Origin of the sequence: Streptomyces sp. NPDC091972 (genome assembly GCF_044756385.1) — a bacterium.
Lineage (GTDB): Bacteria > Actinomycetota > Actinomycetes > Streptomycetales > Streptomycetaceae > Streptomyces.
Genome location: NZ_JBIVSV010000002.1, coordinates 830,656 through 853,888 on the forward strand (window position 1 = coordinate 830,656; position 23,233 = coordinate 853,888).

Annotated in this window: 18 protein-coding genes, 2 rRNA genes and 1 pseudogene; 9 read left to right on the plus strand and 12 right to left on the minus strand. The window is 71.3% G+C overall.

The annotated features are described in order from the left end of the window. Positions 1 to 22: 22 nt before the first annotated feature. Entirely contained in the window at positions 23 to 688 is a 666-nt protein-coding gene (locus tag ACIQJT_RS08980) for an HAD family hydrolase (RefSeq protein WP_053852577.1), read from the minus strand. Between the two features lie 87 nt (positions 689 to 775). Then, the gene (locus ACIQJT_RS08985; protein ID WP_402641257.1) at positions 776 to 1,291 is read right to left on the minus strand and encodes a DUF6912 family protein; all 516 of its coding nucleotides are present in this window, start codon (positions 1,289 to 1,291) and stop codon (positions 776 to 778) included. A gap of 306 nt (positions 1,292 to 1,597) precedes the next feature. Between ACIQJT_RS08985 and ACIQJT_RS08990 the strand changes: the two genes are divergently transcribed. Next, positions 1,598 to 2,293, plus strand: coding sequence for an Rv3235 family protein (locus ACIQJT_RS08990; protein WP_402641260.1), 696 nt, complete (start codon positions 1,598 to 1,600; stop codon positions 2,291 to 2,293). 154 nt (positions 2,294 to 2,447) lie between these two features. Here the strand turns inward: ACIQJT_RS08990 and secA are convergent, their stop codons facing one another. Beyond that, positions 2,448 to 5,288, minus strand: a complete 2,841-nt coding sequence (gene secA, locus ACIQJT_RS08995) for a preprotein translocase subunit SecA (RefSeq protein WP_365449604.1) — start codon at positions 5,286 to 5,288, stop codon at positions 2,448 to 2,450. A 271-nt stretch (positions 5,289 to 5,559) separates the two neighbouring features. On the opposite strand from secA, the gene ACIQJT_RS09000 reads away from it, so the two are divergent. Together ACIQJT_RS09000 and ACIQJT_RS09005 are read left to right on the plus strand one after the other, a co-directional pair. Further along, positions 5,560 to 6,132: a GNAT family N-acetyltransferase gene (locus ACIQJT_RS09000; RefSeq protein ID WP_402641264.1), complete on the plus strand. Its 573-nt coding sequence runs from the start codon at positions 5,560 to 5,562 to the stop codon at positions 6,130 to 6,132. A 51-nt stretch (positions 6,133 to 6,183) separates the two neighbouring features. Beyond that, positions 6,184 to 7,395 carry a winged helix-turn-helix domain-containing protein gene (locus ACIQJT_RS09005; RefSeq protein WP_402641267.1) on the plus strand — a complete coding sequence of 404 codons (1,212 nt, stop codon included), beginning with the start codon at positions 6,184 to 6,186 and terminating at the stop codon, positions 7,393 to 7,395. An 11-nt stretch (positions 7,396 to 7,406) separates the two neighbouring features. Here ACIQJT_RS09005 and ACIQJT_RS09010 read toward each other — a convergent pair whose 3' ends face one another. Both ACIQJT_RS09010 and hpf read right to left on the minus strand, forming a co-directional pair. Beyond that, entirely contained in the window at positions 7,407 to 8,153 is a 747-nt protein-coding gene (locus ACIQJT_RS09010) for a response regulator transcription factor (RefSeq protein ID WP_053846265.1), read from the minus strand. Positions 8,154 to 8,355: 202 nt separating this feature from the next. Beyond that, complete coding sequence (hpf, locus tag ACIQJT_RS09015) at positions 8,356 to 9,048, minus strand: ribosome hibernation-promoting factor, HPF/YfiA family (RefSeq protein ID WP_402641271.1); 693 nt, start codon at positions 9,046 to 9,048, stop codon at positions 8,356 to 8,358. A 534-nt stretch (positions 9,049 to 9,582) separates the two neighbouring features. On the opposite strand from hpf, the gene ACIQJT_RS09020 reads away from it, so the two are divergent. Further along, a complete protein-coding gene (locus tag ACIQJT_RS09020) occupies positions 9,583 to 10,326 on the plus strand; it encodes a hypothetical protein (protein WP_402641355.1) in 744 nt (247 codons plus the stop codon). Between the two features lie 153 nt (positions 10,327 to 10,479). On the opposite strand, the pseudogene ACIQJT_RS09025 reads toward ACIQJT_RS09020, so the two are convergent. The 5 genes and pseudogenes from ACIQJT_RS09025 to mtnA all read right to left on the minus strand — a co-directional run. Continuing rightward, a pseudogene (locus ACIQJT_RS09025) lies at positions 10,480 to 10,770 on the minus strand (ComF family protein); the annotation flags it as partial. A gap of 396 nt (positions 10,771 to 11,166) precedes the next feature. Further along, positions 11,167 to 13,011 (minus strand): LpqB family beta-propeller domain-containing protein, encoded by a 1,845-nt coding sequence (locus ACIQJT_RS09030; RefSeq protein WP_402641274.1) that lies wholly within the window; start codon positions 13,009 to 13,011, stop codon positions 11,167 to 11,169. After that, positions 13,001 to 15,127, minus strand: a complete 2,127-nt coding sequence (gene mtrB, locus ACIQJT_RS09035) for an MtrAB system histidine kinase MtrB (protein WP_402641277.1) — start codon at positions 15,125 to 15,127, stop codon at positions 13,001 to 13,003. Before mtrB ends, ACIQJT_RS09030 begins: the two co-directional genes overlap by 11 nt. A gap of 1 nt (position 15,128) precedes the next feature. Next, positions 15,129 to 15,818 (minus strand): two-component system response regulator MtrA, encoded by a 690-nt coding sequence (mtrA, locus tag ACIQJT_RS09040; RefSeq protein ID WP_187283109.1) that lies wholly within the window; start codon positions 15,816 to 15,818, stop codon positions 15,129 to 15,131. Positions 15,819 to 15,963: 145 nt separating this feature from the next. Further along, positions 15,964 to 17,112: an S-methyl-5-thioribose-1-phosphate isomerase gene (mtnA, locus tag ACIQJT_RS09045; protein WP_365449594.1), complete on the minus strand. Its 1,149-nt coding sequence runs from the start codon at positions 17,110 to 17,112 to the stop codon at positions 15,964 to 15,966. A gap of 140 nt (positions 17,113 to 17,252) precedes the next feature. Here mtnA and ACIQJT_RS09050 point away from each other — a divergent pair, with 140 nt between their 5' ends. From ACIQJT_RS09050 to ACIQJT_RS09070, 5 genes are read left to right on the plus strand one after another with little or no spacing between them, the layout of a single operon-like run. Then, positions 17,253 to 18,575 carry a hypothetical protein gene (locus tag ACIQJT_RS09050; protein ID WP_365449592.1) on the plus strand — a complete coding sequence of 441 codons (1,323 nt, stop codon included), beginning with the start codon at positions 17,253 to 17,255 and terminating at the stop codon, positions 18,573 to 18,575. A 31-nt stretch (positions 18,576 to 18,606) separates the two neighbouring features. After that, a complete protein-coding gene (locus ACIQJT_RS09055) occupies positions 18,607 to 19,350 on the plus strand; it encodes a DUF4129 domain-containing protein (protein ID WP_402641353.1) in 744 nt (247 codons plus the stop codon). Then, positions 19,347 to 20,549, plus strand: a complete 1,203-nt coding sequence (locus tag ACIQJT_RS09060) for a DUF4350 domain-containing protein (RefSeq protein WP_402641282.1) — start codon at positions 19,347 to 19,349, stop codon at positions 20,547 to 20,549. The genes ACIQJT_RS09055 and ACIQJT_RS09060 overlap by 4 nt, the downstream gene beginning before the upstream one ends. After that, positions 20,549 to 21,538: a MoxR family ATPase gene (locus tag ACIQJT_RS09065; protein ID WP_086724790.1), complete on the plus strand. Its 990-nt coding sequence runs from the start codon at positions 20,549 to 20,551 to the stop codon at positions 21,536 to 21,538. Before ACIQJT_RS09060 ends, ACIQJT_RS09065 begins: the two co-directional genes overlap by 1 nt. Further along, positions 21,538 to 22,848, plus strand: a complete 1,311-nt coding sequence (locus tag ACIQJT_RS09070) for a DUF58 domain-containing protein (RefSeq protein ID WP_402641285.1) — start codon at positions 21,538 to 21,540, stop codon at positions 22,846 to 22,848. Before ACIQJT_RS09065 ends, ACIQJT_RS09070 begins: the two co-directional genes overlap by 1 nt. 102 nt (positions 22,849 to 22,950) lie before the next feature. Here ACIQJT_RS09070 and rrf read toward each other — a convergent pair. Next, positions 22,951 to 23,067 (minus strand): 5S ribosomal RNA (gene rrf, locus ACIQJT_RS09075). A 71-nt stretch (positions 23,068 to 23,138) separates the two neighbouring features. Further along, a 23S ribosomal RNA gene (locus ACIQJT_RS09080) occupies positions 23,139 to 23,233 on the minus strand; the annotation flags it as partial.

Sequence of the window (23,233 nt, forward strand, 5' to 3'; positions counted from 1 at the left end):
GTCGCGGAACGGCGGCAGGCCGTCACGCCGCTATTCGCTCGGCCTCCGCGACCGCCTCCGCCAGGGTGTCCACCACGGGCACCCCCACCCCTTCGAGGCTGGCCCGGCTGTGCGACCCGCCGGTGTACAGCACGGCCCGTGCTCCCACCCGCATCGCGGCCACCGCGTCGTCCGCGGCGTCCCCGATCACCACGGTCCGGGCCGCCTCCACTCCCACCAGGGCGGCGAGATGCCGCTCCATGTGCTCCGCCTTGCTCCCCCCGGACGGTCCCGTCCGCCCGTCCACCCGCAGGAAGTGCTCCTCGATCCCGAACCCGCGGACCAACGGCACCAGCTCGTCATGGACGTACATGCTGAGGATCGACTGGCTGCGCCCGGCCGAGCCCCACCCCGTGAGCAGCTCCACCGCGCCGTCGGTGAGCCCGCACCCCACCCGGTGCTCGGCGTAGTACCGGTGGAAGGTGTCGTCCATCAGCTCCCACTCGGCGTCGGTGGGCAGCCGGCCGAGCAGTCGCTCGTAGAACTTCGGCACCGGCACGCAGTACAGCGCCCGGTACTGCTCCATCGTGATCGGCGCGAGCCCCAGCTCGCCGAATGCCGCGTTCGTCGCCCCGATGATCGCGTCGTTGTCGTGGAACAGCGTGCCGTTCCAGTCCCAGACGATGTGCGCCCCTGTCAGCTTCCCCATGCCGAAAACGTACCCGCCCCCACTGACAATCAAGAGACCGGCAGGTCGCGCCGGGTGGAGCCGCGGCCCGGGACGGCGGGAACGGGCTCAGCCGTCCAGTCCCACCAGGTTCGGGATCTCCTGGGTGGCGTACCACAGCAGCTCGTGGTCCTCGGCCCCGTCCACGACGAACTGCGCGTCGTCGTCCCCGGCGTCGGCCGCCTCCAGCGCGTCCACGGCGGCGGTGACGTCCTCCACCGCGTCGTCCGAGTCGACGTGCACCGCGGCCGCCTTGGCCAGCCTCACCGGCCCGGCGACCCGCACCTCACCCAGCGCCGCGGGGTCCAGCGCCCGGTCGGGGTCGGCTACCGCCGCCCCGTCGGCCACGTCGACGGCCACCACGACCCGGCGCCGCACGGCCCCGGAGTCCGCGGCCAGCAGCCGCAGCGAGGCCAGCGCTGCCCGGTTCAGGGCCGCGTACTCCAGCTCCTCGATGTCGTCGGAGAGGTACCACTCGCGCAGGGCGGGCGTGACGGCGTAGGCGAGGAGCGGTCCGGCCCCCAGCTCACCCGTCTTGTACGCCTCGGCGAGACCGGAGAGGGTCAGGGGGACGTAGACGCGCATGACTGGCCGCTTTCGTGGTCGGGGAACATCGTCGGAAGGGTCCGCGAAGGCCTTCAGGATACGTGCGGGCGTCCCCTTTCGAGTCCCTGCCCAAGCCTCGGCGGGCGTCCACTCCGGGCCCGGAATTCACCCTCCCTGCCCCCGCGTTCACGGGCTTTTCGCCCCTCGGATCAGCCTGATAGGTGAACATCCCGGCCACCCGACCCGGGCCCGCCGCTTCCTTGCCGCAGCGGTCTCCGGCCCCGTACAAGATCCCCAACCGAAGTTACTGCCCGGTACTTCCCGGGCCCGCTGAACGGGGATCCCATGAACAAGGTCATGACCAGGGCCCAGCATCACCCCGGCACCCGCCCGCCGGCCCGCCGCGACTCCCGCCGCCCGGGCGGCACGCCGCCTCGCACTCCCGGTGGCAGCGCTCCCCGCACGGCCCCGGGCGACGGCCGCCCACCGGGCTCCCCCGGCAGCGGCCCCCGCGCCCGCACGCGCCCCGCGGACAGCCGCCCGCAGAGCATCCCCGGCCCCGACGGGACGCCCACCGCGGCCGCTCACCGCGGCACGACGACCAGCTCCGGCGGCACGACGACCGGCGCCACGACGACCGGCACCGCCACGGCCACGGCCACCGTCCCGCCCCAGACCCCCCGGCGCCCCGTCGTCCCCCAGCCCCGCCCCACCGACCTCTTCGCCGACCTGCTGCTTGCCGTCCTGAGCGGCCAGCGTCCCGTGCACTCGATGCTCCGGCACACCGCCGGCCGTGCCTACGACGAGCTGGCCTGGCTCGCCGAGCGCGGCCCCCTGCGCACCCGCGGCGCCCGCCCGGTCGTCCGGGACATCGGCTACTACGTCCCGCGCCGAGGCGCCGTGGAGGCCTTCGCCCGGATCGGTGCAGGCGACCAACTGCGCGCCATGGCCTTCCGCCTTGAACAGGGCCAGGACCTCCGCTGGCGCTGCACGGCGGTCGAACTGGGCGGCCCCCGGGCACCCCGTCCGAACGACGACTGAGAGCCCCGCCGAGGCCCACAGAGGCCCGCGAGTGCCCCACACGCCGAAGGGCCGACCACCTTGAGGTGACCCTCAGGTGACCGGCCCTTCCTACGACACGGCGCCCCAGGCACCGTCACGTCGATCGGCAACGGCGTCCGGGACGCCGCACGCGCTACTTCTTGCGGCGGCCCCGCGCGCGGGACTGCTTGCGGCGCTCCGCGCGCGTGAGGCCGTCCGCCTCGGAGCGCACGGGCTCGTCGTCGTCGGCGAACTCGCCCTCGATGACACCGCCCTCGCCGTCCACGGTCGGCGCGGAGAAGTGCAGGTCCCTGCGCTGCGGGGCGTCAAGGCCCTTCGCGCGGATCTCGGGACGCGCGCCGGCCTGCGCCGGAACGGAGTCCTGCTTGGCGAGGGACGGCTTCTCGTCCTCGACCGGGACCTCCTCGACCTGCTGCTCGACCTGGACCTCCAGGTTGAACAGGTAGCCGACGGACTCCTCCTTGATGCCCTCCATCATGGCGGTGAACATGTCGAAGCCCTCGCGCTGGTACTCGACCAGCGGGTCCTTCTGGGCCATCGCGCGCAGGCCGATGCCCTCCTGGAGGTAGTCCATCTCGTAGAGGTGCTCACGCCACTTGCGGTCCAGGACCGACAGCACGACCCGGCGCTCCAGTTCACGCATGATCTCGGAGCCGAGCTGCGCCTCGCGCGCCGCGTACTGCTCGTGGATGTCGTCCTTGATGGACTCGGAGATGTACTCGGCGGTCAGGCCCGCGCGGTCGCCCGCCGCGTCCTCCAGCTCCTCCACGGTGATCTTTACCGGGTAGAGCTGCTTGAACGCGCCCCACAGCCGGTCGAGGTCCCAGTCCTCCGCGAAGCCCTCGGCGGTCTCCGCCGCGACGTACGCGTCGATCGTGTCGTCCATGAAGTGCACGATCTGCTCCTGGAGGTCCTCGCCCTCCAGGACCCGGCGGCGCTCGCCGTAGATGACCTCGCGCTGGCGGTTGAGGACCTCGTCGTACTTCAGGACGTTCTTACGGGTCTCGAAGTTCTGCTGCTCGACCTGCGACTGCGCGGACGCGATCGCGCGCGTGACCATCTTGTTCTCGATCGGGACGTCGTCCGGGACGTTCGCCATCGACATCACGCGCTCGACCATCTGGGCCTTGAACAGGCGCATCAGGTCGTCGCCGAGGGAGAGGTAGAAGCGGGACTCGCCGGGGTCGCCCTGACGGCCGGAACGACCGCGCAGCTGGTTGTCGATACGGCGCGACTCGTGCCGCTCGGTGCCGAGGACGTAGAGCCCGCCGAGCTGCTTGACCTCCTCGAACTCCGCCTTGACCGCCCGCTCGGCCTTCTCCAGGGCGGCCGGCAGAGCGGCGGCCCACTCCTCGATGTGCTCCTCGGGGTCGAGGCCGCGCTGGCGCAGCTCCGCCTCGGCGAGGTCCTCGGGGTTGCCGCCGAGCTTGATGTCGGTACCGCGGCCGGCCATGTTCGTGGCGACGGTGACGGCGCCCTTGCGGCCGGCCTGGGCGACGATGATCGCCTCCCGGTCGTGCTGCTTGGCGTTGAGCACCTCGTGCTGGACGCCGCGCTTGCTGAGCTGCTGCGAGAGGTACTCGGACTTCTCGACCGAGGTGGTGCCGACGAGGATCGGCTGGCCCTTCTCGTGCTTCTCGACGATGTCGTCGACGACCGCCTCGAACTTGGCCACCTCGGTGCGGTAGATCAGGTCCGACTGGTCCTTGCGGATCATCGGCTTGTTCGTCGGGATCGGGACCACGCCGAGCTTGTAGATCTGGTGGAACTCGGCGGCCTCGGTCATGGCCGTACCGGTCATGCCGCACAGACCGGGCTGTTCCTTGCCGTCGTGGTCGTGGCGCTTGTAGAGGCGGAAGAAGTTCTGGAGGGTGATCGTGGCGAGGGTCTGGTTCTCGTCCTTGATGTCCACCCCTTCCTTCGCCTCGATCGCCTGGTGCATGCCCTCGTTGTAGCGGCGGCCGGCGAGGATACGGCCGGTGTGCTCGTCGACGATCATGACTTCGCCGTCCATGACGACGTAGTCCTTGTCCTTCTTGAAGAGCTCCTTCGCCTTGATGGCGTTGTTCAGGTAGCCCACCAGAGGGGTGTTCACCGACTCGTAGAGGTTGTCGATGCCCAGCCAGTCCTCGACCTTGCTGACACCGGACTCGTGGATGGCGACCGTGCGCTTCTTCTCGTCGACCTCGTAGTCGCCGGTCTCCTCGATGCCCTTGAGCGGGTTGCCGGCCTCGCCCCTCTTCAGGCGGGTGACCAGCTTGGCGAAGTCGCCGTACCACTTGGTGGCCTGGTCGGCCGGGCCGGAGATGATCAGCGGCGTACGGGCCTCGTCGACCAGGATGGAGTCGACCTCGTCGACGATGGCGAAGTTGTGGCCGCGCTGGACGAGTTCGTCCTTGGACCACGCCATGTTGTCGCGCAGGTAGTCGAACCCGAACTCGTTGTTCGTGCCGTACGTGATGTCGCAGTTGTACTGCTCGCGGCGCTGGGCCGGCGTCATGTTCGCGAGGATGCAACCGACGGTCAGACCGAGGAACTTGTGGACGCGGCCCATCATCTCGGAGTCGCGCTCGGCCAGGTAGTCGTTGACCGTGATGAGGTGGACGCCCTTGCCGGACAGCGCGTTCAGGTACGCGGGCAGGGTGCCGACGAGCGTCTTGCCCTCACCGGTCTTCATCTCGGCGACGTAGCCGAGGTGGAGGGCGGCGCCGCCCATGATCTGCACGTCGTAGTGGCGCTGGCCCAGCGCGCGCTTGGCGGCCTCGCGCACGGTGGCGAACGCCTCGGGCAGCAGGTCGTCCAGGCTCTCACCGTCGGCGTACCGCTGCTTGTACTCCTCGGTGAGGGCCCGCAGCTCGGCGTCGGAGAGGTCGACGAAGTCCTCTTCGATGGAGTTGACCTGGTCCGCGATGCGGTGCAGCTTGCGCAGGATCTTGCCTTCGCCTGCACGCATGATCTTCGAGAGGACGGACACGGGGGTTGGTCTCCTTGCCGGTCGGGCCTGGGACGGTCGGTTTCCATTTGGCTTACTGAGCAACGGCCATCGTATGCGAGGACCCCGCCGCGTCGGGAGGCCTGCCGGGTAGGCCGGCTGTCAGCTCTTTCAAATCTGCTTCAAAGGGGACAACGGACGGGGAACGCCGATGGTGCCGCGCCCCGCTCACGAATTGCGCGAATTGTGATCACCCGCTCACTCACAGCGAAAACGATGGCGTCCGGACCGAACACCTGAGCAGAATCGGCCGATGGAACCCGTCACGCTGACCACGGACCGTCTCCTGCTGCGCCCGCCCACCCCGCAGGACACCGGGACCGTCCTCGCGGCCGTGCAGGACCCCGACATCCTGCGCTGGACCACGATCCCCTCCCCCTACCTGGTGGAGCACGCCCGGAGCTTCACGGAGCAGCTCGTTCCGACGGGTTGGGCGAACGGCACCACGTGCACCTGGGGCCTGTTCCTGCCCGAGGAGGAGGAACTGGTGGGCATGCTGGGTCTGGCCATGCGTGCGCCGGGCACCGCCGAGATCGGCTTCTGGGCCGGCAAGGAGCACCGCGGCAAGGGCTACGTCACCGAGGCCGTGCGCGCCGTCTCCCGCTGGGCCTTCACCGAGCTGTCGATCGACCGCGTGGAGTGGCGTGCGGAAGTGGGCAACCAGTCCTCCCGCGCGGTGGCGGAGCGCGTCGGTTTCGTCATGGAGGGCGTCCAGCGCTCCGGCATCACCCACCAGGGCGTGCGCCGGGACTGCTGGGTGGGCGCGCTGCTCCCGTCGGACCTGGGCCTGCCGTCGACGGTGCAGTACCTCCCCGCGCCTCGGTAGATCCTCGGGGGCACTCCGCTTTGTCAGTGCCGGCCTCTATCGTTCGGACCCATGACGACTCCGCGTCCCACCATCGACCTCTCGGCCGACGAGGCCCGCCGCATCGTGCTGCGCGCCCAGGGCTTCCTCGGCACTCCCGACCGCCGGGCCGGAGTCCGCGGCGTCCTGCGTCACCTCGGCGCGGTCCAGCTCGACACCATCTCGGTCCTCGCCCGCTCCCACGAGCTGATCCCGTACGCCCGTCTCGGCGCGGTGGGCCGCAAGACGGTGGAGGACGCCTACTGGACCACTGCTCCCCTCGGCGCGCCTCCGGCACGACCGCACGCCTTTGAGTACTGGTCGCACGCGGCGTGCATCCTCCCCATCGAGGAATGGCCCCACTTCGCCTTCCGCCGCCGCGCCTACCGCAACCGCCCGCACTGGAACCACCAGCTCCCCGACGGCACCTACGACCAGGTCATCAAGCAGCTCCGCACCGAGGGCCCCCTCACCGCCACGGAGTTGGGCGGCGCGAAGAGGACCAGCGAGTGGTGGGACTGGTCCGGCACCAAGGTCGCCGTCGAGCGCGCCCTGATGTACGGCGAGGTGGTCTGCGTGCAGCGCCGCGGCTGGAAGCGCGTGTACGACCTCGCCGAGCGCGCCGTCCCGGCCGACCTGCTCCACGACGAGCTGGACGACGCCGAGTGCGTGCGCCGCCTGGTCCGGCTGGCCGGGCGGTCGCTGGGCGTCGGCACCCGCGCGGACATCGCCGACTACCACCGTCTCAAGGGCGAGCAGGTCGACGCGGTGATCGCCGACTCGGGCCTGGTGCCGGTCACGGTCGAGGGCTGGGGCAAGCCCGCCTGGGCCGATCCCGCGGCCCTGGAGACACCCCCGCGCGGCCGCCACCGGACCACTCTGCTGTCCCCGTTCGACTCGCTGATCTGGGAACGCGCGCGCACGGAGCGCATCTTCGGCTTCACCCACCGCCTGGAGGCGTACGTCCCCAAGCCCAAGCGGGTCCACGGCTATTTCGCGATGCCGGTGCTGGCAGGTGGCCGTCTCGTCGGCCGCGTGGATCCGGCCCGGGAGGGCGGCACGCTGGTGGCCAGGCAGGTCAGCCTGGACGGCCCGAAGGCGGTTCCCGCGGTGGCCCAGGCCCTGGTCGAGGCGGCGAGCTGGGTGGACTGCACGGACATCCGGGTCGAGCGGGTGGACGCGCCGGAGCTGCGCGAGCCGCTCACCGCGGAGGTGACCCGGGCCCTGGTGGCGGCCCTGCGCTGACCGCTGCCGGGTCAGCGGATCTCGAGGATCTTCTCCCGCATCGCGTAGACCACGGCCTCCATCCTGGAGTGCAGTTGCAGCTTCTCCAGGATGTTGCGCACGTGGTTCTTCACGGTGTTCTCCGAGATGAACAACTCCTTCGCGATGTCGCGGTTGTTCATCCCGGTGGCGACCAGCTTGAGGACTTCCAGCTCCCGGTCGGTCAGCCGCGGGGCCGGCACGAGACGCCGCTCGTCCGTCCGCTGGATCATCGACTTGAACTCGGTGAGCAGCTTCGACGCCATCGAGGGGCTGATCTGCGACTGCCCGTCGGCCACGGCGCGGATGGCGGTGGCCACCTCGTCCGTCGAGATCTCCTTGAGGAGGTATCCGGTCGCGCCCGCCTTGATCGCGTCGTAGAGGTCGGCTTCCTCGTCACTGATCGTCAGCATGATGATCTTGGCGCTGGGTGCGACTTCCTTGATGGAGGTACAGGCCTCGATCCCGCCCCGCTTGGGCATCCGCACGTCCATCAGAACGATGTCCGGCAGCAGGTCGGCGGCCTTGTCGACGGCCTCGGCACCGTCGCCCGCCTCCCCGACGACCTGGATGTCCTCCTCGGCCGCGAGCACGATCTCCAGTCCGCGCCGGAAGAGGGCGTGGTCGTCCACGACGAGAACCCGGATCGGCTCCTTGCGTGGAGAGCCCGTGTCCGCGCCCATGCCGACGGCGCCGTCGCCGGCGTCCGCGCCGTGCAGCGGTCCGAAGCTGTCCGCCATCGTTCCTCCCCCTGAAGGCTGTGGCTGGTCCTGTGCCATCGCCAACCCAAGGCAACGACCCACCGGTTGGGCCGGTGGGCCCATGATTCCATGCCCGGACGACAGTGAGGTGACAGAGCGGTGCGCGAAGTGGTCGCACGCGGGTGCCCCTGGGGGCGCACACGCGCTCCAGGGGCACCGGCTCATCTGTCATCCGGGAGGGTCAGCTGCCCGTCGTGTCGCCGACCGCGGGAGAGTGCGCCCGGGCGACCATCGGGTCCGTGCTCAGGTGGATGACGCCGTAGTCGTAGGCGTGCCGCCGGTAGACGACACTCGGTTCCTTCGTCTCGGAGTCGACGAACAGATAGAAGTCGTGCCCGACCAGTTCCATCTCGTAGAGCGCCTGGTCGAGGGTCATCGGGGAGGCGACGTGGGTCTTCTCGCGGACGACCAGGGGGCCTTCACCCTTGATCTCCAGCGAGCCGATCCGCTTGGTGGGCACGCCGTCCGACTCGTCCTCGTGGACGGGGTGGCCGTTGCCGTTCAGCGTCGCCGCGTCCGGAACGTGGTCGGGGACCTCGGCCGCCGTGAGCCGCCGTGCGCCCCTGCGTGTGTGGCGCTTGTCGTGCTGCTTGCGCAGCCGGGCGTCCAGCTTCTCCGCCGCCAGGTCGAGTGCCGCGTACGGATCGCTGGCTGCCGCTTCCGCCCGGATCACCGGACCGCGGGAGCGGAGCGTGATCTCCACTCGGTCACAGCGGTCGGCCTGTCGGGGGTTCGGCTCCTTGGACACCTCGACGTCGAGGCTGATCACCTTGCCATCGAGCTTCTGGATCTTCTCCAGCTTCAGCTTCTCGGCCACGTGCTTGCGGAACCGCTCGGGCACCTCGGTCTTGCGGCCCTTGACGACGATGTCCACGCAGAACTCCGTTCCCGGATCGCTCCGCCTCGATGCGGAGCATCTCCCTTTTGCACCAGGCTCCGGTGAGCCCCGGAACCTCGGACTCGGTGACGTCCACCTCCTCCCCCGCGGGCAAGATCTCCATTCCACCGTCGCGGGTGATGGTGGAAATCCCGCGGGCACGGCATTCGGATTTGCGAGGTGTGGCCTGCGCCTTTCTCTCACAACCGAACATATCTCGCCTGGACGGATGTCGTCACCCTCTACCGCGGCGTACCTCCGTTCAGGTGAATTGACTCTCTCGTAACCTGCAACGATGCAACTTCGCAGTCAGTTCCGGTTTATTCCGAAGGAATCCGGCGAGGCCGCGACCACGGCCGCGCAGATGACGTCACCGACGCCATGGGCGCCCGCCGTTGTCGTCAAGCAGCGCTCCCGGTCCGCGTCCTCCTCCGCCACTGCGATCATCCGTTCCCCCATGCCTTCCCGAGTTGCAGCGGTGTACACGAGGCCCGTCGGATCATCGCCACATCCGGCCACCGCTCGGCCACCGTGGCGCCCTCTGCGACCCTGTCGTCGTTCACCCTGAAGTCCGTCCGTCCCGTGCTGTACGCGGCCCCGTCGTCCCGCTGGTCCCGGCCGCCCATGACCTGGCGGTCCACCTGTCTCCAAGTGCCCGCGACCGCCGTGCTCTGCACCTCCCTGTTGCCGTTGATCACGGCGCCCGACGGCCGTCCGTTCACCACGGCGCACGACACCCTGCCGCGCACTCACTGCCAGGCTCTCCTGCGCCGCCCCCTCCCGGCTCTCCCGCGCCCTCGCCTCCCGGACCGCGCGCGCCGCCTCGGCCAGGGACGCGCCCGTCGTCATCAGGTCGTCGACCAGCACGACCAGTCCCTCGGACAGGAGCCGTCCACCACCGGGCACCACGGTCAGCGCGCCCGCGAGGTTCTCCCTCCGCTGCCGGGAGTTGAGCCCGGACTGGTCGGCCACGCCCCACCGCTGCCGCAGTACGGCCACCACCCGCGCCGGCATCCCTGCCCGCCGCAGCTCGGCTGCCGCCGCGAGCGCGATCCGCCGCGCCGGATCATGCCCCCGAGCCCGAACCGCCCGCCGCGCGGACGGCACGGGAACGAGCAACACCGGCACACCGAGCGCCTCACCCGTCCGACCGCCACCGACGTACGCAGGGGACTGTGGGCCACCGGGACGGACAGCCAGGACCTCCGCTCCCGACGCACCGCCACCACCACTGCCACCGCCACTGCCCGAAGCCGCTCCCCCCGTCCCTCGTAGACCCTCCGACCACCCCCAGCCGCCCCCTCCAGCAGAAGCCCCCTCCCCCGGCATCCCCACAGAAACCCCCGCCCCTGGCACCCCCGTCCGACCGGTCCGCCCCGCATACGCCCCCGCCCCGCCGGAACGGCCCTCCACCTCCCCCACAGCCACCCGCACAGCCACCCACACGGCCCCCGCCAATGCCGTACCGAGCGGCCCCGCAAGCCCCAGCACCCCCCTCTCCTTGTGCGCCAGCAACACCGCCCGTACCGAGTCCGCATACCGAGCCGCCGCATGGACGACCGGCAGGCCGGGCGGCTCCGGCACCGGTCGCACCCGGCTCGGCGCGGCCCCGTCCAGGGCGGCACGGCACTCCCCACAGAGCACCGTGCGAGGCTTCCCGCAGCCTCCGCACTCGGCCGGCAGCACCAGATCCGTGAGGTCCCGCCACCACCCCCGCATGCCCATCACTGTGCCAACACGGAAGCCGGCCGACCACCCCTGTGGATAACGGCTGTGGATAACTGACCGTAGAACCCCAAACCCCTGAAACGAACAGCAGTTCCCACCACAAATCCCGGCCCTATACAACTAAATGGCCGGTCGACCACGCCCCACTAATCAGCCCCCTACACCGATTCCGCCCCCGTTCAGCCCCCGCTCCACCGCCGGCGAATCCAGGCACCCCCCGCAGCCACGAATCCCCCACCCCCACCAACCAAAAGCGGCCGCTCTCACCAGAGTCACCCCCGGCAAAAGCAGCCGCTCCCAACACGATGGCGCGGAGGCGCACCCAGCCGCCTCAGTCCCGCTCTCGCATCCCGAAGGCGCTCCCCCCGCGGCAGCACGCCGGCCCCCTCACCCCGGGTAAACCGGCGCCGTCCCGTCCGCGTCCACCTTCTGCCACTGCGCCCCGGACGGCAGCCGTACGATCCCGTCCTCCGAGTAGGCCACCAAGGGCATCTCGTCGTTCTCGGACGCCGCGATCTCCTTCACGCCCGTGAGCGCGGCCGGCGGCGGACCCTCCGGAGTCGAACCGTCGACCTGGACGTACCGCGTCTGCTGCACACCGCCCTGCTCGCGCCCGACCACCACGAGCCTGCTGTCACCGGCCCACGACATGGTCGTGACCTCTTCAAGATCCGGTGTCGTGGAGCGCAGCTCCCGCACCGAGACGCTCTGCGGGTCCCCGGTCTTGCCCTCCCGCTCGATCCGCCCGATGAACAGCGACTGCTTGCCGCCCTTCTCCACGACGAGCGCGATCCGCACCCCGTCGGCGGCCACCCGCAGGTCCTTGATGCGCCCGTCCAGGCCGGGGGTCCCCACGTCCAGCGGCTCGCCCGCGCCCTCCTTGAACAGCAGCAGCCGCGGATCGGCGGGGTTCCGGTCGGCCACCCACAGGTCGCCCTCCGTGTCCCAGCTCGGCGTGGTCAGGCGGTCCGTCTCATTCTTGCCGGTGCTGACCAGCACCGGCTCCCCGAGCGACCCGCCCGACACCAGCGACCCGACGTACAGCGCCTTGCCGTCGATGCCGACACCGGCCGCCGTGTGCTCGTCACGCGAGACGGCCACCGACCGCAGAGCCTTGTCGCCCTCGCCCAGCGCCCCGGGGACCGGCACCGCCTGCGCCTTCGTACCGCTGCCGTCCGCCTCGGCCGAGACCCGCACCAGCCGGTGCTCACCGTTGACGAAGTACAGGAAATCGGGGCGCTCGACCGAGCCGCGCATGGCGTCCCCGTTGGCCTCGCTCTCACTGACCGAGCACAAGTGCTTGCCGCCCGCCTGCAGTTCGACGTCGTCCACGGCAGGGGTGAGGTTCTGGAGGCTGAACAGCAGTTGCGTCGCCATCGCCTTGCACTGGTCCGCGCCGACGCGCTCGGCCTTGCCGTTGAGCGGCACCGTCAGCGTGCTCCGGTCGTCGGGAGCCAGCGCGGAGACACCGCTCCTGAGTGCCGTACCGGTGGGGAAGCTCGTCCTGACGACGGGGTCGAGCCAGCTCGTCGGCCCGCTGAGCAGGGACCGCACCAACTGCGTCATGGGGTCCACGCGCTCGCGTACGTACACGGGGTCGGCTACCGCCACGGTCTGCGGAGCCGACGCCGACCTGGTGTTCGAGGCGAAGTAGTACTTGTTGACGGACACGTAGTTGCGCTGGAAGTCCGACTTCCCCATGACGACACCGCGCGGGGGGCTGTCGATCCGCCACTGCTTGGTCTTCTTGTCGTGCACGAGGTGCACGGTCTCCCGGTACTCGCCCGAGGCCGGCGTGTACGACTGCTGTGCGTCCACCACGGCCACCTTGGTGCCGACCAGCGTGAACGACTTGTCGTCGCCCTGCTCCCGGTCCACGGGCGGCACCACGTCGGCACCGGGCCCGTCGTCGAGCACCGTCGTGGACAGCCCCGGCTGCCACTGCTTCGCCGCGCTCGCGGTCAGGTACTTGCGGGCCGTCTCGTAGTTGGGATCGTCGCTGGTCAGCGCCTCGAGAAAGCCCTGCACGATGTCCGTGGGCTCGGCATCCTCCTGCGGCGGCATCGCGAAGACCCGCACCTGCGTGTCCTGCCGCGGCGTCGAGTCCACGCCGCGCAGATCCCCGCTGTCCGGCATCGAGGCGCACCCCGCCAGCAGTACGACACCACAGGCTGCGTACACCGCCGCGCGCCCCGGCGTGCGCCGGCCGCCCCCGTCGCGGTCAGCGTCCACGGAAAGCCTCCCCCTGCTGCTCGTACGACTCCTGCTGTTCGTACGATCCCTGCTGCTCGTACGACTCCTGCCGGCCGTACGACTCCTGCGACCCGGCGTCCGCGCGGTCGGCGGTCCCACCGCCGGACGCGTCCCCGCCGACCGCGGTCTCCGGCCGTCGCGCATTCGGCGCCGGCCGGGACACCACCCGCGCGCCGTTGCCGGGCAGCGCCGTCGGATCGGCCGTGGGGTGCACCGGGTTCGTCCGGGGCGCTATCGGGTCCCGGGTGGTCACCTGGTCGTCCTTGGGCCGGACCGGCACGGTGGCTGCCTTGTCGCCGCCCCCGCGCGGCAGGCCGGCGTCGTCGAGTCCACGGTTGCGCCGCGAGTCCTTGGGCTCCAGCGGTATCGGCGAGCCCCGCAGCGGCTCGTCGGCCGTCCTGGGCAGCGTCAGCCGGAACTGCGAGCCGCCGCCCGGCTCACCCCACGCCTGGAGCCAGCCCCCGTGCAGCCGCGCGTCCTCCAGGGCGATGGACAGCCCGAGCCCCGTACCGCCGGTGGTACGCGCGCGTGCCGGGTCGGCCCGCCAGAAGCGGCTGAACACGCGTGTGGCCTCGCCGGGCTTGAGCCCGACCCCGTAGTCGCGTACGGCGATCGCGACGGCCCCGCCCGCCGAGGCCAGCTTGACCACGACGTCCTTGCCCTCGCCGTGCTCCACGGCGTTGACGACGAGATTGCGCAGCACCCGCTCCACCCGCCGGGCGTCGGCCTCGGCGACGACGGGCTGCTGGTCGCCCACGATCCGGACGGTCGTGCCCTTGCGCTCGGCGAGCGGCTCGGCCCCGCTGACGACCCGCCGCACGACCTCCCTGAGGTCTATCGGCTCGGCCTCCAGCGCCGCCGCCCCGGCGTCGAACCGGCTGATCTCCAGCAGGTCCGCGAGCAGCGTCTCGAACCGGTCGAGCTGGTCGGCGAGCAGTTCGGCCGACCGCGCGGTCATCGGATCGAAGTCCTCCCGCGCGTCATGGATGACGTCGGCGGCCATCCGCACGGTCGTCAGCGGCGTCCGCAGCTCGTGCGACACGTCCGACACGAACCGCCGCTGCATCCGCGACAGGTCCTCCAACTGCTGGATCTTGAGCTGGAGGTTCTGCGCCATCTTGTTGAAGGCCTCGCCGAGCCGCGCGATGTCGTCCTCGCCGGTGACCTTCATCCGCTCCTGGAGCCGCCCGGCGGACAGCCGCTCGGCGATCCCGGCCGCCATCCGCACCGGCGTGACGACCTGCCGCACCACGAGCCAGGCGATGGCTCCGAGCAGTACGACGACGAAGAGCCCGGCGGTCGCCAGGGTGCCCTTGACCAGGCTGAGCGACTTCTCCTCCTGGGTGAGCGGGAAGAGGTAGTAGAGCTGGTAGGGGTCGCCGTTGGGGTCGTTGACCTGCTTGCCGATGACCAGGGCGGGCTGGGACTCCAGGTCGGTGTTGTCGTAGACGATGCGGGTGTAGCTCTGCGCGGCCGCCGTGCTGTCGTCGACCTTCTCGCGCAGCGCCTCGGGAACGCTGGCCGTCGGGTCGACGTCACCGGAGGCGCGCGGCCCGCGCCCGCTCCCGCTGTCGCCGCCCACGGGCAGGCTCACCACGTCGAAGGCGCCCTGACCGCCGCTGGAGAGCGAGTAGACGAGGTTGCTCATCCACTCGATGACGAACTGGTCGGACCGGCCGTCGGCCGGAGCGGTGTCGTCGGTCCCGGCGTCGGCCTCCTCCGCCTTCTGCCTGGCCACCGCGAACCCGCCGGTGGCCTGGCTCTGCGAGGCCTTCACCTTGGCGTCGAGGAGGCCGTTGCGCACCTGCCCGATGACGACGAAGCCCAGCAGCAGGACCACGCCGAGCGACATCAGCAGGGTGGTGACGACGACCTTGAGCTGGATGTTGCGTCGCCACAACCGCATCACCGGCAGCAGCGGCCGGCGCACCCAGCGCATGAAGAGCCGGAGGACCGGGCTGCCCTGGACGCCGCCCTGGAGCAGTCCTCCCTCGAAGAGCCGCCCCCAGCGGGAGCCGGCCCCCTTCCGCCCGACAGGCCGCCCCGCGGTCACCCCGGTCCGCCCGGGCGACGAAGCGGCGCTGTCTCCGGACATGTCAGCTTGGCCCTGCCTTGTAACCCACACCACGGACGGTCACCACGATCTCCGGCCGCTCCGGGTCCTTCTCGACCTTGGAACGCAGTCGCTGCACATGCACGTTGACGAGCCGGGTGTCGGCGGCGTGCCGGTAGCCCCACACCTGCTCGAGCAGCACCTCGCGCGTGAACACCTGCCAGGGCTTGCGCGCGAGTGCGACCAGCAGGTCGAACTCCAGCGGCGTGAGCGCGATCGACTGCCCGTCCCGCTTCACCGAGTGCCCTGCCACGTCGATGACCAGGTCACCGATGGCGAGCTGCTCGGGAGCCGGCTCCTCCGACCTGCGGAGCCGCGCCCGGATGCGGGCCACGAGCTCCTTCGGCTTGAACGGCTTCACGATGTAGTCGTCGGCGCCGGACTCCAGGCCCACGACGACGTCCACGGTGTCGCTCTTGGCCGTCAGCATCACGATCGGCACGCCGGACTCCGCCCTGATGAGGCGGCACACCTCGATGCCGTCCCGCCCGGGCAGCATCAGGTCCAGCAGCACCAGATCCGGCTTGGCCTCACGGAACGCGGCCAGCGCCTTGTCGCCGTCGGCTACGAAAGACGGCTCAAAACCTTCACCACGCAGCACAATGCCCAGCATCTCGGCAAGTGCGGTGTCGTCGTCGACGACAAGGACTCGTCCCTTCATAAACGACATCATCCCATTCTCATAACAGTGGTGAAGGCAGTGGTGAGACAGCTCACCGACCAGTGACCTTAGTCGTACCGGACGGTCACTGTCTGCCTCGACCGCCGCCGTGGACATGCCGCGACCCGGGACGGAATGCGTGGCCACCGCATCCGCGTCAGCTCATCGTCACCTCGCGGGCCCTCGCGCACAGCTCGGCGAGGGCCTCGGCCGTCACCGGCGACACCACGCCCTCCTCCGTGACGATCGCCGTCACCAGCTCCGGCGGCGTCACGTCGAAGGCCGGGTTGTAGGCCTGCGTCCCCAGCGGCGCCACCGGAATCCCGCCGCCCGCCTCGGCTCCCGCCACCGGCACCTGGGGCGCCACGATCTCGGTGACCTCGTGCCCGGCCCGCTGCTCCACCTCGATCGACGCCCCGTCCGGGGTGTCCGGATCGACCGTGGTCACCGGCGCCACCACGATGAACGGCACATGGTGGTACCGCGCGAGCACCGCCAGCGGATAGCTCCCCACCTTGTTCGCCACCGAGCCGTCGGCCGCGATCCGGTCGGCCCCGATCAGCACCGCGTCCACCTCCCCGGCCGCGAACAGCGAGCCCGCCGCGTTGTCGGTCAGCAGGGTGTACGCCATCCCGCTGCGCGCCGCCTCGTACGCCGTCAGCCGGGCGCCCTGGAGCAGCGGACGTGTCTCGTCCACCCACAGCCGCCGCAGCCGCCCCGCGCGATGAGCGGCGAGCGCCACCGCGAACGCGGTCCCCTCACCGCCCGACACCAGCGAACCGGTGTTGCAGTGCGTCAGGATCCGGTGCCCGCCGCCCGGCAGCAGCTCGTCCAGCAGTGCCAGCCCACGCTCGGCCATCGCCGCACTGGCCGCCGCGTCCTCCTGGTGCAGCTTGCGGGCCGCGGCCAGCGCCGCCCCGGCCGCCAGCTCCTCGTCACCGCTCCTGCCGAGCTCGGCCCGGTGGGCGGCCTCGGCTCTGCGCACCCCCACAGCGAGGTTCACCGCGGTCGGACGGGCACCCGCAAGCGCGGTCGCCGCCTCCTCCACGTCGAACCCGCGCGCGGCGGCGAGCGCGACCCCGTACGCCCCCGCGATGCCGAGCAGGGGCGCCCCGCGCACCGCGAGCGAACGGATCGCCTCCACCAGCGCGGACGCGTCCGTACAGACCAGTTCGACCTCTTCGGCCGGCAGCCTCGTCTGGTCGAGAAGCACCAGCACGGGGCCTTCGGGTGGCTCCTCCCAGCGGATCGCCGGGATCTCGGTGGGCTTGCTGTCCTCGCCGGATTGCACGTACTGATCAGCCATGCGATCAGTCTGCCCCTTGTCCGCCGGAGTATTGAAGGTGTGCAGCCCATACCGCGGCTGGTCCCCCGCCGACCACCCCATGGCACGATGGCTGCCAACCTGCCGCCGCGACCGCGGACGGGCACCGTGAAGGAGCGACGATGAACGACACTCCGGGCTGGGCCTCGCCCGGATCCGCCCCGTCCGACGGGCACGAGCCCGGCACGTCCGGTCCCGCCGAGCCCGCCGCCCGGCCCGACGCCGCTAAGCCCGCGCAGCAGCCGGAGGACAACGCGCAGGACGCCGGCTCGAAGTGGTCCAAGGAGCAGCCGGCGGCCGGCCAGTGGTCCGCCCCCACCGGCCCCGGCGCTCCCGGCCAGACCCCTCCGCCGCCACCCCCCGGCCCGGGCTGGGGAACGCAGCCTCCCGCAGGCCCGCCCGCCGGCTACACCCCTCCCCCGGGCTGGGGCGGCGGCTACGGCGGCTGGGGCGGCCCTCCGCCCGCGGCCAAGCCCGGCGTGATCCCGCTGCGCCCGCTCGGCGTGGGCGAGATCCTCGACGGCGCGGTCTCCACCATGCGCACCTACTGGCGCACGGTCCTCGGCATCTCCCTGGCCGTCGCGGTCGTGACCGAGGTCCTCGTCATCCTGCTCCAGGGGTTCGTCCTGAACGACAGCGCGGGTACCGAGGCGCTCAACGACCCCAGCGCCAGCGCCGACGAGCTGACGCGCGCCCTGGGCGAGACCATGCTCGGCTCCACCGTCGTCTACCTCATCTCCCTGATCGGCACGATCGCCGCGACCGCGATGCTGACGGCCGTCACCAGCCGGGCCGTGCTCGGCAGGCCGGTCACCACCGGTGAGGCCTGGCGCGACGCCCGCCCGCAGGTGCCCAGGCTGTTCGGCCTGATCTTCCTGCTGATGCTCATCGCCTTCGGCGTGCTCGCCGTCGGTGCGCTGCCGGGCATCCTCGTGGCCGCCGCGGGCTCCGACGGCGGCGGTATCGCCCTGGTGGCCCTGGGCGTCATCGGCGCCGGCGTCGTCGCGCTGTGGCTGATGATCCGCTTCTCCCTGGCGTCGCCCGCGCTGATGCTGGAGAAGCAGAGCATCGTGAAGTCGATGAGCCGCTCCACGAAGCTGGTCCGCGGTTCCTGGTGGCGGGTCCTCGGCATCCAGCTGCTGGCCGCGATCATCGCGAACATCGTCGCCGCGATCGTCGTCATCCCCTTCACGTTCCTCGCCGCGGCGCTCAGCGGCGAAGGGGTCGGCGGCTTCGTCAACGGCACGGGCGACCTCGGCTGGACGTTCCTCATCATCAGCGGCATCGGCGCGGTGATCGGCTCCATGATCACCTTCCCGATCTCGGCGGGCGTCACCGTGCTCCTCTACATCGACCAGCGCATCCGCCGCGAGGCCCTCGACCTCGAACTGGCCCGCGCGGCCGGCGTCCAGGGCTACGGCACCGGCCCCGCTGCCGGGAGCTGATGCGGTGAACCTGCCGGGGGGAGTGCTCACCATGCTGCGCGGCGTCGACGCCTCCGTGCTGTCAAAGGCACGGTCCGCCGACGAGCCGCCGCTGACGATCCCGCGCGATCCCGCGCGGGAGGCGGCTCGCCGCGAGCTGTCCAAGCGCATGTACCACGAGAACGACCCCAGTTGGTTCCAGCGCGCCCTCAACGCGTTCTGGGAATGGGTCGGCAAGCTGTTCGACGCCGCCTCGTCGGCGACCCCGGGCGGACCGCTCGGCCTGGTCGTCGTCATCGCCGCGATCGTCCTGGTCGTCGGCGCACTGTGGTGGCGCCTGGGCACCCCGAGCCGCGGGCCCGCCTCCTCCGCCGCCCTCTTCGACGACCGCCCCCGCAGCGCCGCCGACCACCGCGCGGCCGCCGAGGCCCACGCCGCCCAGGGCCACTGGAGCCAGGCCGTGCAGGAGCGCATGCGTGCGATCGTCCGCTCCCTGGAGGAACGCGCCCTCCTCGACGTCCGTCCCGGCCGCACCGCGGACGAGGCGGCCGCGGAGGCGGGCCGCGCCCTGCCCTCGCACACCGACCGGCTGCGCTCCGCCGCCCGCGCCTTCGACGACGTCACGTACGGCGGCAGGGCCGCGACCGAGCAGTCGTACCACCGCATCGCCGAACTCGACCGCGACCTGGAACGCGCCAAGCCGGTCCTCGCGACAGCGAACAGCGGGAACAGCCGGAGCAGCACGGGCAGCAGCCACAGCGCGGACCACAACGCCCGCCCGGGAGCCGCCGAATGACCACCGAGGCCACGCTCCCGTCCACCTCGGCCTCGCCCACCGCCCGTCAGGTGTGGACCCGCGCGCGAGGCGTCGTGCTCGCCCTGGTACTGCTCCTCGTCGCGGCCGTGGCGATCGCGGCGATCCGCTCCACCGAACGCCACGGCAGCCTCGACCCGCGCTCCGCCGACCCCTTCGGCAGCCGCGCGGTCGCCGAACTCCTCGCCGACCGGGGCGTCGACACCCGCGTCGTCACCACCCTGGACGAGGCGAGCGCCGCGGCCGGCCCCGACACCACGCTCCTGGTCGCCGTACCCGACCTCCTGACGCACGGCCAGCAGAACCGACTGCGCTCCGCGACCGCCGGCTCCGACGGCCGCACCGTCCTCGTCGCCCCCGGGAACTGGTCCGTCGAACGGCTCGCCCCCGGCGTCGTCGCGGACCCCGCCACCAGCCTCGACTCGACGCTCTCCCCCGACTGCGCCCTGCCGGCGGCCCGGCGCGCGGGCAACGCCGACACCGGCGGCATCCGCTACACCGTCACCCACCCCGGCAACGACGAGTGCTACCCCAGCGACCGCCTGCCCACCCTGGTGCGTGTCCCGGCGGACTCCGGGGACGGCGACACCGTCGTACTCGGCGCGCCCGACATCCTCTACAACGACACCCTCGACGAGCAGGGCAACGCCTCGCTCGCCCTCCAACTCCTCGGCTCCCGCCCCCATCTGGTCTGGTACCTCCCCTCGCTCTCCGACTCCTCCGCCGCCGACCCGGACGACGAGAAGAGCTTCTTCGACCTGCTCCCCTCGGGCTGGCTCTGGGGCACACTCCAGCTCTTCATCGCGGCAGCCCTCGCCGCCCTGTGGAGGGCACGCCGACTCGGCCCCCTGGTGCCCGAGAAACTCCCCGTGGCGATCCGCGCCTCCGAGACCGTCGAAGGCCGAGCCCGCCTCTACCGCAAGGCCGACGCCCGCGACCGCGCGGCCACCGCTCTTCGCTCCACCACCCGCACCCGCCTCGCCCCCCTCGTAGGCGTCCCCGTCGCCCAGGCGCACGCGCCCGAAGCCCTGCTCCCCGCCCTGTCCGCCCACCTCCACCGCAACGGCGACGGACAGTCCCTGCACTCCCTGCTCTTCGGCCCGACGCCCGGCGACGACGCGGCCCTCATCTCCCTAGCCGACCAACTCGACGCCCTCGAAAGAGAGGTACGCCGTCCATGATGGACCCGACCACTGACAACGCCGGGACCACCGGGGACCCGGACACCGCCCGGGCCTCCCTGGAAGCCCTGCGCGCCGAGATCGCCAAAGCCGTGGTCGGCCAGGACCCCGCCGTGACCGGTCTCGTCGTCGCCCTCCTGTGCCGCGGACACGTACTCCTCGAAGGTGTCCCCGGCGTCGCCAAGACGCTGCTCGTCCGCGCTCTCGCATCCGCCCTCGAACTCGACACCAAGCGCGTCCAGTTCACCCCCGACCTCATGCCGAGCGACGTGACGGGCTCCCTGGTCTACGACACCCGCAGCGCCGAGTTCTCCTTCCAGCCCGGCCCGGTCTTCACCAACCTCCTCCTCGCGGACGAGATCAACCGCACCCCGCCCAAGACCCAGTCGTCCCTCCTGGAGGCCATGGAGGAGCGCCAGGTCACGGTCGACGGCACTCCCCGCCTCCTCCCCGACCCGTTCCTGGTCGCCGCGACCCAGAACCCGGTGGAGTACGAGGGCACCTATCCGCTCCCCGAAGCCCAGCTGGACCGTTTCCTCCTGAAACTGACGATCCCGCTCCCCTCCCGCCAGGACGAGATCGACGTCCTCACCCGCCACGCCGAAGGCTTCAACCCCCGCGACCTCAAGGCCGCCGGCGTACGCCCCGTGGCGGGCCCGGCCGACCTCGAAGCCGCGCGCGCGGCAGTCGCCAAGACCTCGATCTCCCCCGAGATCACCGCGTACGTCGTCGACATCTGCCGCGCCACCCGCGAGTCCCCGTCCCTCACCCTGGGCGTCTCCCCGCGCGGCGCCACGGCCCTGCTGGCCACCTCGCGCGCGTGGGCGTGGCTCACCGGCCGCGACTACGTCATCCCCGACGACGTGAAGGCCCTGGCCCTCCCCACCCTCCGCCACCGCGTACAACTGCGCCCCGAGGCCGAGATGGAGGGCGTGACGGCCGACTCCGTCATCAACGCGATCCTCGCCCACGTCCCGGTCCCCCGCTGATGGCCCTCACCGGACGCGCCGCACTCCTCGCGGCTCTGGGATCCCTCCCCGTCGGCATCTGGGAACCGAGCTGGACGGGCATCCTCGCCGTCAACGCCCCCCTCGCGGTGGCCTGCGCCTGCGACTTCGCCCTGGCGGCACCCGTACGACGGCTCGGCCTGACCCGGTCCGGCGACACCTCCGCCCGCCTGGGCGAGACGGCCGACGTCACCCTCACGGTCACCAACCCGTCCGGCCGCCCGCTCCGCGCCCAGGTCCGCGACGCCTGGCCGCCCAGCAGTTGGCAGCCCGGCACGGAGGTGGAGGCCTCCCGCCACCGTCTGACGGTCCCGGCCGGCGAACGCCGCCGCCTCACCACTCGCCTGCGACCGACCCGCCGCGGCGACCGCCGGGCGGACCGCGTGACGATCCGCTCCTACGGCCCCCTCCGCCTCTTCGCCCGCCAGGGCACCCACAAGGTGCCCTGGACGGTCCGCGTCCTGCCCCCCTTCACCAGCCGCAAGCACCTCCCCTCCAAGCTCGCCCGCCTGCGCGAACTCGACGGCCGCACCAGCGTCCTCACCCGAGGCGAAGGCACAGAGTTCGACAGCCTCCGCGAGTACGTCCCCGGCGACGACACCCGTTCCATCGACTGGCGCGCCACGGCCCGCCAGACTTCCGTCGCCGTACGCACCTGGCGCCCCGAACGCGACCGCCACATCCTCGTCGTCCTCGACACCGGCCGCACCTCGGCAGGCCGCGTGGGCGACGCCCCCCGCCTCGACGCCTCGATGGACGCGGCTCTGCTCCTGGCAGCCCTCGCCTCCCGCGCCGGCGACCGCGTGGACCTCCTCGCCTACGACCGCGGGGTGCGGGCCCTGGTCCAGGGCAGGACGGCCAACGACCTGCTCCCCTCACTGGTCAGCGCGATGGCAACCCTCGAACCCGAGCTCGTCGAGACGAACGCCCGCGGCCTCACCGCCACAGCCCTGCGTACGGCCCCCCGCCGCTCCCTGATCGTGCTGCTCACCAGCCTCGACGCCGCGCCCATCGAGGAGGGCCTGCTGCCCGTCCTCCCTCAACTCACCCAGCGGCACACGGTCCTCCTGGCCTCAGTGGCGGATCCTCATATCGCGGACATGGCCACGAGCCGCGGCAACGTCGACGCGGTCTACGAGGCAGCAGCCGCCGCCCAGGCCCGGACGGAACGCCATCGCACGGCGGAACAACTCCGCCGCCACGGAGTGACCGTGGTCGACGCGACCCCCGACGACCTGGCTCCAGCACTGGCCGACGCCTATCTGGCACTGAAAGCAGCCGGCCGCCTGTAAACAAAAAAAGGGGGGCGCAAAGCGCCCCCTCAAAAACCATGAACCACACCCACAACGCGAAAAGGCCCACACCATGAGGTGTGGGCCTTTTCATCAAAAATTGTTCGGCGGTGTCCTACTCTCCCACAGGGTCCCCCCTGCAGTACCATCGGCGCTGTAAGGCTTAGCTTCCGGGTTCGGAATGTAACCGGGCGTTTCCCTCACGCTATGACCACCGAAACACTATGAAACAAGACCGGAAACATGACACGGTCGTTGCCTCAGAACTAACACAGTGGACGCGAGCAAATATGGACAAGCCCTCGGCCTATTAGTACCGGTCACCTCCACCAGTTACCTGGCTTCCAGATCCGGCCTATCAACCCAGTCGTCTACTGGGAGCCTT

Excerpts from the sequence above, each read along its gene's own strand:
- ACIQJT_RS09005 (WP_402641267.1), top strand. The coding sequence starts at position 6,184 with ATGACGACTCCGCGTCCCACCATCGACCTCTCGGCCGACGAGGCCCGC.
- mtnA (WP_365449594.1), bottom strand. The coding sequence starts at position 17,112 with ATGGCTGATCAGTACGTGCAATCCGGCGAGGACAGCAAGCCCACCGAG.
- mtrB (WP_402641277.1), bottom strand. The coding sequence starts at position 15,127 with ATGTCCGGAGACAGCGCCGCTTCGTCGCCCGGGCGGACCGGGGTGACC.
- ACIQJT_RS09070 (WP_402641285.1), top strand. The coding sequence starts at position 21,538 with ATGGCCCTCACCGGACGCGCCGCACTCCTCGCGGCTCTGGGATCCCTC.
- ACIQJT_RS09010 (WP_053846265.1), bottom strand. The coding sequence starts at position 8,153 with ATGGCGGACAGCTTCGGACCGCTGCACGGCGCGGACGCCGGCGACGGC.
- ACIQJT_RS09065 (WP_086724790.1), top strand. The coding sequence starts at position 20,549 with ATGGACCCGACCACTGACAACGCCGGGACCACCGGGGACCCGGACACC.
- ACIQJT_RS09000 (WP_402641264.1), top strand. The coding sequence starts at position 5,560 with ATGGAACCCGTCACGCTGACCACGGACCGTCTCCTGCTGCGCCCGCCC.
- mtrA (WP_187283109.1), bottom strand. The coding sequence starts at position 15,818 with ATGATGTCGTTTATGAAGGGACGAGTCCTTGTCGTCGACGACGACACC.
- ACIQJT_RS09050 (WP_365449592.1), top strand. The coding sequence starts at position 17,253 with ATGAACGACACTCCGGGCTGGGCCTCGCCCGGATCCGCCCCGTCCGAC.
- ACIQJT_RS09060 (WP_402641282.1), top strand. The coding sequence starts at position 19,347 with ATGACCACCGAGGCCACGCTCCCGTCCACCTCGGCCTCGCCCACCGCC.
- ACIQJT_RS08985 (WP_402641257.1), bottom strand. The coding sequence starts at position 1,291 with ATGCGCGTCTACGTCCCCCTGACCCTCTCCGGTCTCGCCGAGGCGTAC.
- ACIQJT_RS08980 (WP_053852577.1), bottom strand. The coding sequence starts at position 688 with ATGGGGAAGCTGACAGGGGCGCACATCGTCTGGGACTGGAACGGCACG.
- ACIQJT_RS09055 (WP_402641353.1), top strand. The coding sequence starts at position 18,607 with ATGCTGCGCGGCGTCGACGCCTCCGTGCTGTCAAAGGCACGGTCCGCC.
- ACIQJT_RS08990 (WP_402641260.1), top strand. The coding sequence starts at position 1,598 with ATGAACAAGGTCATGACCAGGGCCCAGCATCACCCCGGCACCCGCCCG.